General features: G+C 60.4%; 11 protein-coding genes and 4 pseudogenes. 11 read left to right on the forward strand and 4 right to left on the reverse strand.

What is annotated here, in order from left to right; all coding sequences use genetic code 11:
* Both QZ964_RS07075 and QZ964_RS07080 read right to left on the reverse strand, forming a co-directional pair.
* A partial coding sequence (locus tag QZ964_RS07075; protein WP_292530379.1) for a hypothetical protein occupies positions 1-202 on the reverse strand: 202 nt, incomplete at its 3' end.
* A 75-nt stretch (positions 203-277) separates the two neighbouring features.
* Positions 278-1,220 (reverse strand): annotated as a pseudogene (locus tag QZ964_RS07080) (IS256 family transposase); the annotation flags it as partial.
* An 88-nt stretch (positions 1,221-1,308) separates the two neighbouring features.
* On the opposite strand from QZ964_RS07080, the pseudogene QZ964_RS07085 reads away from it, so the two are divergent.
* From QZ964_RS07085 to QZ964_RS07110, 6 genes and pseudogenes are all read left to right on the forward strand, one after another.
* Positions 1,309-2,864 (forward strand): annotated as a pseudogene (locus QZ964_RS07085) (ISL3 family transposase).
* 126 nt (positions 2,865-2,990) lie between these two features.
* Positions 2,991-4,277: pseudogene (locus QZ964_RS07090) on the forward strand (DNA phosphorothioation-associated putative methyltransferase); the annotation flags it as partial.
* 18 nt (positions 4,278-4,295) lie between these two features.
* Positions 4,296-4,433 (forward strand): annotated as a pseudogene (locus QZ964_RS07095) (IS5/IS1182 family transposase); the annotation flags it as partial.
* A gap of 260 nt (positions 4,434-4,693) precedes the next feature.
* Entirely contained in the window at positions 4,694-5,299 is a 606-nt protein-coding gene (locus tag QZ964_RS07100) for a DUF1353 domain-containing protein (RefSeq protein WP_292530382.1), read from the forward strand.
* A 394-nt stretch (positions 5,300-5,693) separates the two neighbouring features.
* Entirely contained in the window at positions 5,694-6,053 is a 360-nt protein-coding gene (locus QZ964_RS07105; RefSeq protein WP_292530385.1) for a hypothetical protein, read from the forward strand.
* On the forward strand, positions 6,035-6,664 hold the full coding sequence (locus QZ964_RS07110; RefSeq protein WP_292530388.1) for a tetratricopeptide repeat protein: 630 nt from the start codon (positions 6,035-6,037) through the stop codon (positions 6,662-6,664). Before QZ964_RS07105 ends, QZ964_RS07110 begins: the two co-directional genes overlap by 19 nt.
* Before the next feature lie 383 nt (positions 6,665-7,047).
* On the opposite strand, the gene istB is transcribed toward QZ964_RS07110, so the two are convergent.
* Both istB and istA read right to left on the reverse strand, forming a co-directional pair.
* Positions 7,048-7,812: an IS21-like element helper ATPase IstB gene (istB, locus tag QZ964_RS07115; protein WP_292530391.1), complete on the reverse strand. Its 765-nt coding sequence runs from the start codon at positions 7,810-7,812 to the stop codon at positions 7,048-7,050.
* Complete coding sequence (istA, locus tag QZ964_RS07120; protein WP_292530393.1) at positions 7,809-9,308, reverse strand: IS21 family transposase; 1,500 nt, start codon at positions 9,306-9,308, stop codon at positions 7,809-7,811. Before istA ends, istB begins: the two co-directional genes overlap by 4 nt.
* A 28-nt stretch (positions 9,309-9,336) precedes the next feature.
* Here istA and QZ964_RS07125 point away from each other — a divergent pair, with 28 nt between their 5' ends.
* The 5 genes from QZ964_RS07125 to QZ964_RS07145 all read left to right on the forward strand — a co-directional run bounded on the left by QZ964_RS07125 (position 9,337) and on the right by QZ964_RS07145 (position 13,445).
* Complete coding sequence (locus QZ964_RS07125) at positions 9,337-9,717, forward strand: hypothetical protein (protein ID WP_292530396.1); 381 nt, start codon at positions 9,337-9,339, stop codon at positions 9,715-9,717.
* Positions 9,714-10,025: a hypothetical protein gene (locus QZ964_RS07130; RefSeq protein WP_292530399.1), complete on the forward strand. Its 312-nt coding sequence runs from the start codon at positions 9,714-9,716 to the stop codon at positions 10,023-10,025. The genes QZ964_RS07125 and QZ964_RS07130 overlap by 4 nt, the downstream gene beginning before the upstream one ends.
* The gene (locus tag QZ964_RS07135; RefSeq protein ID WP_292530402.1) at positions 10,022-12,472 is read left to right on the forward strand and encodes a DUF927 domain-containing protein; all 2,451 of its coding nucleotides are present in this window, start codon (positions 10,022-10,024) and stop codon (positions 12,470-12,472) included. The genes QZ964_RS07130 and QZ964_RS07135 overlap by 4 nt, the downstream gene beginning before the upstream one ends.
* A 450-nt stretch (positions 12,473-12,922) precedes the next feature.
* On the forward strand, positions 12,923-13,222 hold the full coding sequence (locus QZ964_RS07140; protein ID WP_292530418.1) for a hypothetical protein: 300 nt from the start codon (positions 12,923-12,925) through the stop codon (positions 13,220-13,222).
* Positions 13,209-13,445 (forward strand): hypothetical protein, encoded by a 237-nt coding sequence (locus tag QZ964_RS07145; protein WP_292530421.1) that lies wholly within the window; start codon positions 13,209-13,211, stop codon positions 13,443-13,445. The genes QZ964_RS07140 and QZ964_RS07145 overlap by 14 nt, the downstream gene beginning before the upstream one ends.
* Positions 13,446-13,497: the final 52 nt, after the last annotated feature.

Below are 13,497 nucleotides of genomic sequence, written 5' to 3' on the forward strand. Positions count from 1 at the left end.
CGAGCGCCCGCTTCAACGTTGCGACGGCGCGAGTCTCCATTTCGATGGTTTTTGGCCGAAGCTTGCCGCGCTCGGCGCGCTCGGCGAGATAGAGATCAGCAAGCGCGCCGAACGTTCCGACTGTGGTAATTCCCTCCCGCGCCCGCCGCCGATCAAGTCCGGGGTCGCGGCCTTCCTTGGCGGAGGCGCGCGCCGCCAGCAAACGTTGGCGCGCTTCGCCGAGGCAATGTCCCGCTTGATGTTGAAAATCGAGAAGCGGGCGTTGCGGGTTGAGAGGCTATGCAGCTTTCGGGGCGTGAGCAAGATGCTGGTTGGCTGAAGCGGCTCTCGCCTTTCGCTCGGCGAGGGCAGCCTTCAACAGCGGCAGCTGCTTGTGGGCCTTGAGCCGGCGAAAGCCCTTGGCGGCTTCCTGCATGGCCGTGCCCGCCCAGCGCAGAGCCATCGATGGCGACCGCCAGTATTTCACGTTCCGGCAGACACGCCGCAGCGTGCCCATGACGTTCTCGATGATGTTCGTGCAGGCGAGTGATCGCCGCAGTTCTGGCGGCAGGCCGAGCCTCGTCACGGTGAGCATCTCGTCGAGCCCTTCCAGGATCGAGGCGGAAACGCCCTCCCAATCCTTTTCAAGCCGCCGGGCGAGGTTGCGCAGGAGCGTCTCGGCCTTTTCGGCGTCGTTCATCTCCCATGCCTGCCGCAACACGCGCCGCACGGACGCATGCATGGACTTCGGCAAGCGGGTCCAGAATGTTGCGCGCCTTGTGAATCTGGCAGCGCTGAATGGCCGCGTCGCGGCCGAAGGTCGCCCGGATCGCCTTGGCGAGGGCCTTCGAGCCGTCGATGATGAAAAGGCGCGGAACAGCGGGATCGAGCCCGCGCTCGACGAGATTGTCGATCAAGGCCTGCACCGTCGCGGCGTTTTCCGTCGCGCCTTCGACCAGTCCGAGCGGATGCTTGTCGCCGCTCACGTCGACGCCCAGCGCCGCCACAAGGGTCATGTCCTCGTCCATGTGAACGCCGTCGATCTGGATCACCAGCAGCTCGAGGTCGGAAAGATCGCGCGCCATCCATTCCTTCAGCCGCGCCGCCGACAGCGCCGCAAAATGCCGCGACGTGGCGGATTTCGACAGGCCGGAGCCTTTGCGCGCCGGAACGCCGCCGTCGGGAAGTCGAACCGAACGTTGGAACTTGCGCGTCGAAACGTTGATCAGCATCTGGTTCATTGTCAATCGGCGTTGAAATTTGGCTCTGACTCACTTTTGATGAAGTTCGGGCGCCGGCTCGTGTTGGTTTCATGAAGGAATCAACGCCATGCCTCACAGCCTGCGCCCCGCGGCCTTTGTGCCAGCCGGTTTCCACGTTGAAAATGCCGTCCAAGATGGCGCGATCACGATCATCACGGTTCGCCACACTAGCAAATCAAGTCAATGCCCGGGTTGCGCGACGATCGCAGAGCGAGTCCACAGCCGTTATCTCCGGTGCCTGGCCGATCTGCCGCTGGCGGGGCGACAGGTTCGGCTCGTCGTCATCGCGCGGCGGTTCCGATGCGATGTTGCTTCCTGTCGTCGCGCGATTTTCACGGAGCGCTTCAGCGCCGATGTCCTTGCGCCGTGGGCTCGCCGCACGGCGCGGCTGGATTGCCTCGTTCATCATCTCGGTCTCGCGCTCGGCGGCCGTCCTGCCGCGAGCTTTGCTCGCCGATTGATGCTGCCGGTTAGCAACGACACATTATTGAGAGCCGTTCGCCGACGAGGTTGTCCGCCATTCCCCACCCCTACTGTGATCGGGATCGACGACTGGGCATGGAAACGCAATCAGCGTTACGGCACGATCATTTGCGACCTCGAACGACGACGGCCCATCCGTCTTCTGCCCGATAGGGAGCCCGCGACCGCGCAGGCTTGGCTGGCCGCTCAGCCGCAGATCGACATTGTCGCGCGTGACCGCGGCGGCGCTTATTCGCTGGCCGCCACCAAGGCGTTACCACAGGCGATACAGGTCGCCGATCGCTGGCATCTGATGGAGAACGCCAGCCACGCCTTCCTCGACGCCGTGCGCAAATCCATGCGTCAAATCCGCTCCGCAATCGGCGCGGCGACCGTCGATCCCGCCCTACTCACCGCCGCCGAGCACATTCAATACGAGGGATATCTGCGTCGGGAGGATGCGAACGCCGCGATCCTTGAGCGCGCCAAGAATGGAGCCCCGATCAAACAGATCGTTCGCGAGACCGGGCATAGCCGGGGACTCGTGCGCAGGATTCTGCGCAACCAGCGTTCAGACGTTTTCCGAACGCGCGAAAGTTCATTGGAGCCGTATCTTCCCTGGCTTGACGCACAATGGGCCGCTGGCCTTCAAAATGGCTCCGAGCTTTGGCGACATCTTAAGAGACAAGGCTTCCGGGGTTGTTTGCGGGTCGTCTCTGAATGGGCTGGGCGTCGGCGCCGCGCCGAGAAAGCTAACGCTGGAAGCTTGCGCCGCGTCCCTTCGGCTAGAACCATCGCGCGGCTGATGACGACTGGTCGCGACGCGCTTTCCAAGTCAGGGCTGTAACGATCGCAGCGGTAGAAGACGGCGTCCCGCTGCTCGTCGACGCGCGAAGCATCATCGCTGCTTTCCATGCGATGATACGGAAGAAGAATGAGGGAGAACTCGACGCCTGGATTGAACGAGCGAAAGCAAGTCTGGTCGCTTCCTTAGCTAACGGGATCATGAGAGACAGGGCTGCCGTGCGAGCCGCAATCATCTCCGCTTGGTCCAACGGACAGACCGAAGGACAGATCACAAAGCTGAAACTCGTGAAGCGACAAATGTATGGGCGCGCAAAACTCGATCTACTCGAAGCGCGCCTCATCGGCGCAACCTAATCAGCGCTGCACCAATTGTGCGTCAGAGCCGAAATTTGACCCCTTATCGGCGTCCAAAATTGACCCCCTTGTTGCGCGCGTCGTGACGGAAGGAGGGCGTAGCCCGACTAGAGTTACGAGGCGTTCGGCTGGGATCCGCATCACGCCCCCGGAGGCCCGCGAAACCCCGCCGACGTGGTCAACCTCGGCTTCGTCCTCAACGTCATCGAGGATCCCAGGGAGCGCATCGAGACGCTGAAGGTGGCTTGGGGGTTCGCCAAGCGGTCCCTCTGCGTCGCGGTGATGCTCCAAGGCAAGGCCTCCACCGCAGGCCACAAGCCCTACCGGGACGGGTACGTGACCTCGCGGGGCACGTTTCAGAAGTATTTCGAGCAGCAGGAACTCCAATCCCTCGTCGCGAGCGTGACCGGGGAGAAGCCATTGGCATTCGCGCCCGGCGTCGTCGCGGTCTTCAAGGACAAGGATCTCGAGCAGGAGGTACTCCTTCGCCGCCACTCCAGAGCCTTTGTCACCGGCGATCTGCCGAGACCGCCGCGGCGCGAGCGCATCGTCGTGGCGCGCCCGGAACTCCGCGAACGCGTGGGGGCGGCAATCGAAGCCCTCCGCGCCCAAGCCATCCGGCTGGGACGCCTGCCCGATCAGGAGGAGGTACCCGCCGAAGCCTTGGCGTGCATCTCGGAAAACCGCGTCTCCTGGAAGCGCACCATGGATTTGTTGGAGGACGACCTCCGCGCCGACGAGACTTTCGCCGTCGCTAGACGTCTTCGGCGAGAGGATCTGCTGGTCCACCTGGCGCTAATGCAATTTCCCGGAGCGCCGAAATACCGGCGCCTGCCGCGTTCGATCCAGGCAGATCTAAAGTCCTTCTTCAAAGGACATTCGGCGGCATTGGAGGAGAGCCGACGCCTTCTGTTTGCTGCCGGGGACCGGCACAGCGTACGCGCCGACATCGAAACGGCGATCGCCGACGGTCTCGGCGGCCTGCGAGGGACGCGCCATTTCCGATTCCGATCGACGGTCCTGTCCCGGTTATCGCCGCGGCTGAGGGTGCTGGTCGGTTCCGCCGAAGTCCTTCAGGGCGGCGTCGACTCGAGCGACTTCGTCGAGATCGACCTCGAGGTGCCGCGCATCGTGATGATCGCTTGCGATGACATCGATCGGCCCGTTCCCTTCGTCATCGAGCGGACGCTGGTCGACCTCGGACGGCTCAAGGTTTCAACGGACCGGCGCAACCCCGAAACGACGCCTATCTACTTCAAGTCTTGTTTCATGCCGTCGAACGCTCCGGGGCGCGACCGACAACTCGCGTTCGAAGCCGCATTGGTCGGCACCGGGCTGTTCGAGGCCAAGAAGCGCGACCCGGAATGGTCGGAGGTCAAGGTGAGGCTCTCAAGTCTTGGTGCAGTTTTTTAAGCTTTCCAAATTCGCGCCGTCGAGCGTATCTTCGCGTGGCTGGGGCGATGCCGCAGGCTCGCGAGGGACCGGGAGAACTTCAATCACAAAGCGCTCGGGTTCCTGCGCCTCGCCTCGATCCGGCTCATGTTAAGAAAGCTATGCAATCCCACGTAAAGTGTCCGGATAGACTCTCACATTGAAGCGCAAGGATACTCCCAGCACATTTCGGTCAGCAATCTGCCAAAACGGCATCCCAAGTTACGACTTGTCCTTAGAAGTTCAACGATATCATTGTGCTCCAGGCATCGTTTGCTCAGCAATCGTTGATGCTTGCAACCTTCCGACGTACAAAATAGAATTTTTGTTGTGTCAGGCTTTTGGTGCTCCCGCGGGGGGTGACGAGGATTCTGACTAGCCTATTTCAGAGATCAATCATGATGACATGGATTGAACGCCTTTTGAAAGCGTTGGCGGGGCTTGTAATAGCTTACGTCTTCTTTAACGTTCACGTCCACGCAGACGATATCAATTGGGGCCGGTATGAGGGTATCGTCGTCGCGACGTTTCTCGATGACGGACGGAAATTGCGAATCGAGAAGCCGTTCAAATACATCGATCCGCGAGCGCTTAGTTGGGACGTGCCGGCTTGGACGGTCACAGACGGAGCATCCGTTCCGCGATTCTTTTGGGTGATGTTCGCCCCTTTTTCAGGAAAATACCGCGCCGCAGCTGTTGTTCATGATCACTTCTGTCAAACGAGATCTCGTGGCTGGCGAGAGACGCATGAGATGTTTTACGAAGCAATGCGCGCTTCGGACGTCGATGAAATCACAGCAAAGGCGATGTACGGCGCAGTATATGAGTTTGGACCGCGATGGGGCATCGGCGCGCGTGCTCGCGGCCCCGGCACAGAGATTTATCGGTCGGATGTGGAACAGGAAGAATTCTACAGAGACCTAAAGACATGGATCGCACAGGATAACCCGACGACACAGGACATCGCGAGACGATTGGATGTGGGGCCCCCTATAGGCAGATAGCGCCAGAAGGCACGCTGGATGTCGTTCAAATCGAATTATTCGTTTTTGTCCAGAATCTGTTGGGCCGCAATTCTTTGGGCCGCATTACTTTGTTCTAACGTCTTCAACGAACGCGCAAACGCGCAATCCTACACGTACGATCCACCAGCCTGCGGGGCCGTTTATCGCGATGAACCCGCCAAACCGCGAACACTGCGCGTAACGTGGGAGATTGGTGCAGGAAACCTTTGCACCCATCAAAGCAGATTTCCTGACGCCTGCCGTCATTTCGAGAATGCACTGGAAGCTGCCGACCGGATGGAGCCCGAAGCGGGAAATCCCGAGGACATAAAGTCGTTCATCAGAACGATGCTCAAAACCAACGGATGTCATAAACGCGCAAAGGGATACTCTCATGAAAAGAAGCGTTATTGCAATCTTCGCAACCACTGCTCTTATTTTGGGGAATATGCCAGCCTTTGGGGGTGAGACGATAAACGGCCCAATTCACGTTTGCCGGAAGCCAATGCTGGCCGGAAACGCCGCCTTTGCCGCCGGTCTCAATCCCGGTCCAGACGCCTGGAAGCAGCTTGCCGCGCGGCAGGCTGAAGAAGCTAAGTTTTGCTATATGACTGGAAGTGTCGAGCTACTCGAAAAGGGAGCCGATGTTGACGTGGGGTTGAACACAGTTTGTTCAGAGTGGATGGCTACGGCCAGCGGCGAAACAGTGTTTGTCGTCATAGGTCCAAGAAGGACATGGGGAACCTGCCCTTAGATCGCGCAGGCGCGCGGTTGACCCGGTTGTTGTCGGTCCTCGGGCTCGCGCTTGTGCACATGGTGCTATGCGTGAATATTGCCGTTGGCCAGGAGAGCATTGCTTCGACGCGTTCACGCGTTGAAACCCTCATTCTTGAAAACAACTATAAAGAAGCCGAAGCCCAAGCGCAGCGTTGGCTCGCATCCGTTGAGCCCGCCAATGATGATCTTGCGATCGCAGAGGCGCTCGACGCGCTAGTGCAGATTTATGCCGGCCTGCGACGTTATCAAGACGCCGAAACGATCTGGCGGCGTTGCATGGATTTGCGCGTTCGGAAACTGGGGCCAAAACACGCCCTGGTCGCAAGAACGATTGATGTCATGACTGGAATTTATTTCGAGCAGGGCCGCGTTGCTGAAGCAAAAACTTTGTGGCGAAACTCCTTGGAGGCATACAAAAAAAGTCCGCCTGTTGCGGACATCGAGCGCATTCCAAATCCAGGAACAACCACTGAAGACCCGCTTTCGGTGCTCGTTCGCAATCTGAGGCGTTGCAGTGGTAATCTTAAACTGATCCAAGACGGCCATGGCGATCTCCTTTGCTGCCAGTTTCGCGGTCTAGCGCGTTGACCGTAGTAAAGGATCAGCAACACGGCCAGATATTTCTGTAAAAACAGTGTGTTAAGCCGCAAGCCGGAATTTTCGATTCTACGGTGGGGCGACCTCTAACTAAAAGCGACGATCGAGCCCGAATTGGTCACCATATGGTCACCGTAAAGATTTTGATCGAGTTGCCGTGGGGCTGTCAGTAAAAATAATAAAGACATATCAATTAGTTAGTTGGTGGGCGCACAAGGGCTCGAACCTTGGACCCGCTGATTAAGAGTTTGACGGTCGCACTTTTCTGGCGGGTTCCACAAACTGTGTCAACGCCGGAGTGATTTTACGTCGTCGGGCCGGAGTGAAAATGCATCAATTGAGTTGAGCGAAAGCATGGCCCGTGAAGGTTGGTGTTAGACTTTTTCTCGGCGGCCCCGTTTCCTGGACTGAGCGAGGCGGTAGCTTTGGCCGTTCATTTCCAGGATATGGACGTGGTGGGTCAATCGGTCGAGAAGCGCGCCAGTCAGACGTTCGGAACCGAACACGCTGGTCCACTCGTCGAAAGGCAGATTGCTGGTGACGATCGTCGAACCTCGCTCATAACGCTGGCTGAAGACCTCGAACAGAAGTTCGGCGCCGGTCTGTGACAACGGCACGTAACCGAGTTCGTCGATGATCAGCAGTTTATGTGCGGAGAGCTGGCGCTGATAACGCAGAAGTCTCTTTTCATCTCTGGCCTCGATCAACTCGTGAACCAGCGCGGCGGCGGTGACAAAGCCGACTGAAAGGCCTTTCTGGCACGCTGCCAGGCCCAACCCCAACGCGATGTGCGTCTTTCCCGTGCCGCTGTTCCCCAGCGCGATGATATTCTCGCGGCGGGCGACATATTCACAGCGGGCGAGCTCCAGAACCAGGGGTTTGTTCAGCGACGGCAAAGCGAGGAAGTCGAATCTGTCGAGGCTTTTGACAGCTGAGAACTTCGCCTCCCTGATCCGCCGTTCGACCGTTCGGCGTTCTCTCTCGATCAGCTCCAACTCGACAAGCCTCAGCAAATAACGAATGTGATCCACGCCCTCTGCCGCGCATTGACGAGCGACCTTTTCATATTCGCGCAGGAATGTTGGAAGTTTGAGGGTTTTCAGATAGTGAGCCAGGAGAACTTGCGGCGTGTCAGTCATGCCGCACCTCCCGCCAGGAGGGCCATATAGGCGCGAGCAGAGGTCATCGCGACCGTTGTGCGCGGCAAATAAGGATACATTGTCAGATCGAGACGCGGCGGTCGCCGTTCGATCCGACATAGCACGAGATGCTTGATTGCGTCGAAGCTGATGGCCCCGCGATTGATCGCGTCGGCGACGGCGGCCGTCACGTCCCGTATATCGAATGCTTCCATTAGGCGCAGCACTTGGACAAACTCGCGCTTGCCCTGTTTGCCCATGCGCGCTTCGAGAAGTCGCCGCAATGTCGCGAACTCCTCTGGCAAGTTCCAGCCGACAAGCGGCGCGGCTTGGTCCAGTGCGTTTATCTTCCGCTCGATTAGTGCGAGGTAATGCAGCGGGTCGAATATAAAATCCTCCCGCTCGTAAGAGCGAGGATGGTGGGCGATGATATCGGCGCCGTAGGCAACGACAACTTCGTGCACGTAACCGCGCACAAGAACCTTGTGATGCCCGTAGCATGTCGGCACGGAATAGTCGTTCCCGCGATAACGCACCAAGGACAACGAGGAGACCGTGGTGGCAACCTTCTCGCAGGCGTCGTAAGCTGGCGGCAGAGGCTTATGGAGTGCAGCAAGATCTTGCGCCAGTCGTTCGCCGATCGTCTGGTCATGGCCACGCAAACGGTCGTTCATGCGGCGGCGGCAACATTCCATAAGATACGCGTTCAAAGCCTCGAAGCTGTCGAAGACCGGAACCGGAACAAGAAAATTGCGCCGTGCAAAGCCGACGAGTGCCTCGACCTTGCCTTTGTCGTTGCCCCTGCCAGGCCGGCCGAAACGATCCTCAAACAGGTAGTGCGACTGAAGTTCCGTAAAGACTCGTGTTCGTTGGCGTTTGCCGTCCCCCAGGATCCGGGCCACAGCGATCTTGGTGTTGTCGTAGAGAATTGACTGGGGGACGCCGCCAAAAAAAGCGAAGGCCTTCACATGGCCGTCGCCGAACGCTTCGGTCGTCTCCGCCGGATAGGCCACAACGAAACTGGCGTCAGAGTGCGGCAGGTGAAAAGCAAAAAAGTGGATCTTGCGCTCCACCCCGCCGATGACGCCGAGGGCCTCGCCAAAATCCACCTGAGCGTGACCCGGCGGGTGCGCCAGCGGCACAAACACTTCTTGCGACCGTTGCCGCTGCGCCGCCACGTAATCCTTGACGATGGTGATGCCGCCAGTGAAGCCGTGCTCGTCCCGCAGACGCTCGAATATCCGCTTCGACGTATGCTGCTGCTTCTTGGGCTTCGCCTTGTCCTCTTCAAGAATGCGGTCGATGACCGGGACAAAAGGCCCAAGCTTTGGCCTCACGGGCGGCTTGGACCGCCGATAGCCGGGCGGAACCGGGAACCTCAACATCTTCGAGACCGTTCTCGGGTCGACCCCAAACCGCCGAGCTGCCGCTCTCTCACTCAATCCCTCAATCCGAACCGCATGTCGGACCTGAAAATAAAGTTCCACGCGCTTCATCCCTCGCCCCGCCAAAAACGGCAAAGGCTTGCTCAACTGCCGGATTTTTACTCCGGCGCAACCGACCAACTCGGCCGCTTCATTGAGGGATTTTTGCTCCGGCGCTTACACTCGGGAATGTCGTAAGCTGGCGGCTGTCGACAATTCGGAAAATAGCACCTCTCGTCTCACTCTGAAAGAGCTTCCGAGCCGCGCGACGCTCGCACGGCGGTGGCCGGAGGTTGAACCGGCGCAAGTCCGTCGCGTAGCGCAACGGATTCATGCCTGCGGACAGCGTGCCGCTTTTGAGTTCATCGCTGATCTCGCGCGCGGACGCGATTTTGCAGAAACGCTGGCCGACTTCGGGCGGCTCGATCCGGTGCTCTACGCGGCCGTTGTGGCGCTCGCATGCGACGGGGGCCACGCATGAATCAGCGCCTCGACTTCGAAATCATAAACCAAGCCGCACTGTCGGCGCTTCCGGCGGTGCTTGCTCGGGTCCTGCCTAGCGGCAAGGCGGTGCACAAGGAATGGGTGTCTCTCAATCCGCGTCGCCGCGACAGAAGCCTTGGGAGCTTCAAGGTCAATCGCTTCAACGGCAAATGGTGCGATTTCGCGACGGGCGACAAGGGCGGTGATCCTATTTCGCTGGTCGCCTATGTCGAGGGTGTCTCGCAATCCGAGGCTGCGCGCCTTCTCGCGCAAATGCTTGGGATGAATGAGGGGACGCGCCGATGAATAGATTCGCGCCTCTCACTCCGCAGGAATTGTCGGCTGCAACCGTCGCCGTGATGCCTGCGCCAGACGACGGCGAGCTGGCGTCGCCCGTTCCTGCGGATGCGCCTCCGCCCCCTCGTCGTCATCCTTCCTTTGGCGCGCCGACAATGGTCTGGCCATATCGCGACGCGGGCGGCGGGCTCATATGCGAGGTTCACCGATATGACCCGGCCGGCGACCGCAAACAATTCTTGCCGGCGACATGCTGGCGCGGGGCTGGTGGCGAGCCGGAATGGCGATGGAAAAGCGTCCCGTCTCCGCGCCCACTTTACGGCTTGGACAAGCTTGCGGCGAACCTCGCCGCTCCAGTCATTGTGACCGAAGGTGAAAAGGCAGCCGATGCGGCGTCGCGGATCTTCCGCAAGAGCGTTTGCGTTACGTCGCTGGGCGGCTCACAGGCCGCGGGCAAAACCGACTGGACGCCGCTCGCTGGGCGTAAGGTGATGATATGGCCCGACGCCGATGCGCCCGGCGAGAAGTATGCGCGCGAGGTTGCTCAAATCCTTCACGGCCTCGGATGCGAGGTCTCGACCATTGATGCGCCAGCGCTCGCCAGCATGTCGCCTGACGGTGGTTCGCGCGAACCGATACAGGGATTCGACGCCGCCGACGCCATAGACGAATGGCCAGACGCTGCTGCGCTGGCAAAAGCCGCCCATAGCCTCGCCTCGCCGTTCGAGCCTGGGCCGACATATGTCTCCTATGGCGCGTTCACGATGTCGTCGGACGGGCTCACCATGGGGGCAACGAAAGGCCGCGGCGAAAGCGCAGAGATGGTTGAAGAATGGATTTGCGGGCCGTTTGAAATCCTTGGCGCCACGCGCGATCCACATGGGCGAGCCTGGGGCAAATGGCTTCGCTTCCTCGACGGCGACAAGCGGGAGCATCTTCGTCACGTATCCGACGCAGCGCTGCATGGCGACCCGGCTGCGCTGTGTGGTGCGCTCGCCGATGAGGGCTTGCGGATCAATCGCAGTCAGCAACGTGCGCTCGTCACGTATTTGTCGGGGGCCAGCGTCAAAGGCCGCGTGACAATGGTTTCGCGGACCGGATGGCATGCCATCGCTGGACGCGACGTATTCGTTCTGCCGCGTGAGACCATCGGACCGCGCGGTGGCGAGCATGTAATTCTCGATGCGGCGGCGCTGGGGCCATATGAGGCGCACGGGACGCTCCGAGATTGGCAGAATGGCGTTGGCGCGCTGGCGTCTGGCCATGCGCTGCCCGTGCTTGCGATTAGCGCGGCGCTCGCTGGACCGCTCTTGCATCTCGCGGGGCAAGAGGGCGGCGGGCTCAATTTCTTCGGCCCTTCGTCCAAGGGGAAGACGACGCTCCTGCAATTGGGCGCGAGCGCATGGGGACCGGGCGCGTCTCCAGGATATATGCGGGCGTGGCGGGCGACCGCGAACGGGCTCGAAGGCGCAGCGGCGTCGGCGACTGATACATGCTTGGTTCTCGACGAATTGGGACAGGTCGAAGCCCGCGATGCGGCGTCGGCTCTTTATTCCCTCTCCAACGGAACCGGCAAAGCCAGGGCCGCGCGTGATGGCGCGCTACGCGAACCGAAGAGTTGGCGAGCGCTCATCTTGTCGAGCGGAGAAATTCCGACTGAGACGAAGCTGCGCGAGGACAAGAGCCGCCGGGCTCGCGCCGGGCAGCTAGTTCGGATGTTGGACATTCCGGCCGATCGATGCGCGGGTTTTGGCGCTTTCGATCATGCCGGAGCGCAAGGCGACGCGGCGAAGCTCGCGGCGAGCTTCAAGCATGCGGCAACCTCGAATTATGGGACAGCCGGACCGGAATTTGTGCGGCGGCTCATAGCGAACAGAATCGACGGCGAGACCGTCCGGGCGATGGTTTCCGAGTTTGTCGCGTCCGCTGTGCCGGCGATGGCCGATGGCCAAATAGACCGGGCGGCGGCTCGACTTGGGCTCATTGCGGCGGCCGGCGAACTTGCGACGGCTGTGGGCGTGACGCCTTGGCGTGAAGGCGAGGCTCGCACGGCGGCGGCTTGGGCTCTCGCGCGGTGGATAGATGGGCGCGGCGGAACTGAGCCGGCGGAAATTCAGCAAGCAATAGAACAAGTGCGGCTGGCCATTGAACAACATGGCGAGGCCCGTTTCGAGGCCGTTGACGAATCCGACGGCCGACCCGTCGCTAATCGCCTCGGCTGGCGCAAGGGCTCTGGCGCCGATCGCGAGTGGTGGATTCCGCCTCAAATCTGGAAGGCGGAAATTTGCTCCGGCTTGGATCCGACATTGGTCGCCAAGACCCTTTGCGAACGCGGCTTGTTGCGGACACAGGGCGGCCGCGGGCTCCAGTGCAAAGTGAACCTGGGTGGCAATCAGCGGGCATGGGCCTATGTCCTCACTGCGAGCATCGTGGACGGAGGCGCCGATGCGCTCTGACATGCTCGAAAGACTCCGCCTGACCATGCGCGGCGAGAGCGCTTCAAATGCCGCTGCTAGCGTTGGAACGTTGGAACCGGCTTCGTTCCAACAATCCGTTCCAACAAGTTCCAACATCGAGTTCCAACACGAACCCCCCGGAGTTCCAACAGTTCCAACAGTTCCAACAGTTCCAACACATAGAGTGAGGGGTAAAAGAGAAAGCGGCTTTTCGTCCGAAACAGTGTCGGAACCGGCGTTGGAACCGCGTCGGAACGGGCTCGGTGTAACGCCACTCTTCGACCACGCCCGTCTCCAGCGCGAAGCCGACCGGCGCAATGCCGAAGCAGCGCGCAACCATTCGACGGATCGCTTCTGCCGCTGCGGTCATCTGGCGGAATTCGCATGGCCCGGCAACGACGGACACGACGTGTGGATATGCGGCGAGTGTCTGCCGACGCGAGGCCGCGCATGATCGAACATCCGAAAATTCTGACCCCCTACGACAAGCGGGAAGCGATCTCGTTGCGGGTAGCCGCCGAAATCGCTGGCCGTTCGGAGTCGACCATGCGCAGCTGGTGCCAGAACCACTACATTGGCCGTCGCATCGTTGGCGGCCAATGGGAGGTCAGCAAGCCCGCTTTGCTGATGCTCCTCGACGGCGACGCCCGCGCGCTGCGGGCTTATCTCCAGGGCGATCGCGAGAGCGATCTCGTCGGCGCCTACTTTCGCCGCGCCAATATACCGTTGCCGCACAATGAGAGAGCCTGACCGTTTCGCTGGCGAGCCATATCTGCGGCTTGCGCACGCCCACTATTGCGAGGCGTTGCAGCTCGTTGCAGTCATCGTCAGCCATCTGCCAAGCGCGGACTCGCCTGACCACGCCTTTGCGACTGGCCAGGCTATTTCGCAGTTGGACGACGCTCTGCAGGCGGCGAGACAGGCGTATTTCACATACGTCGGGCTTGTCAGCGGCGCGGAAGGCGAAGCGTAAACGACGCAAGATCAGCAAAGGCCGCAAGAGCCGCAGTTCTCGCAATCTGTTT

It is taken from the genome of Methylocystis sp., from assembly GCF_021731785.1.
Lineage (GTDB): Bacteria > Pseudomonadota > Alphaproteobacteria > Rhizobiales > Beijerinckiaceae > Methylocystis.

Bases quoted from the DNA above. Each gene is read 5' to 3' on its own strand.
- QZ964_RS07140 (WP_292530418.1), top strand. From the start codon at position 12,923: ATGATCGAACATCCGAAAATTCTGACCCCCTACGACAAGCGGGAAGCG.
- QZ964_RS07130 (WP_292530399.1), top strand. From the start codon at position 9,714: ATGAATCAGCGCCTCGACTTCGAAATCATAAACCAAGCCGCACTGTCG.
- QZ964_RS07135 (WP_292530402.1), top strand. From the start codon at position 10,022: ATGAATAGATTCGCGCCTCTCACTCCGCAGGAATTGTCGGCTGCAACC.
- QZ964_RS07105 (WP_292530385.1), top strand. From the start codon at position 5,694: ATGAAAAGAAGCGTTATTGCAATCTTCGCAACCACTGCTCTTATTTTG.
- QZ964_RS07100 (WP_292530382.1), top strand. From the start codon at position 4,694: ATGATGACATGGATTGAACGCCTTTTGAAAGCGTTGGCGGGGCTTGTA.
- istA (WP_292530393.1), bottom strand. From the start codon at position 9,308: ATGAAGCGCGTGGAACTTTATTTTCAGGTCCGACATGCGGTTCGGATT.
- istB (WP_292530391.1), bottom strand. From the start codon at position 7,812: ATGACTGACACGCCGCAAGTTCTCCTGGCTCACTATCTGAAAACCCTC.
- QZ964_RS07145 (WP_292530421.1), top strand. From the start codon at position 13,209: ATGAGAGAGCCTGACCGTTTCGCTGGCGAGCCATATCTGCGGCTTGCG.
- QZ964_RS07110 (WP_292530388.1), top strand. From the start codon at position 6,035: ATGGGGAACCTGCCCTTAGATCGCGCAGGCGCGCGGTTGACCCGGTTG.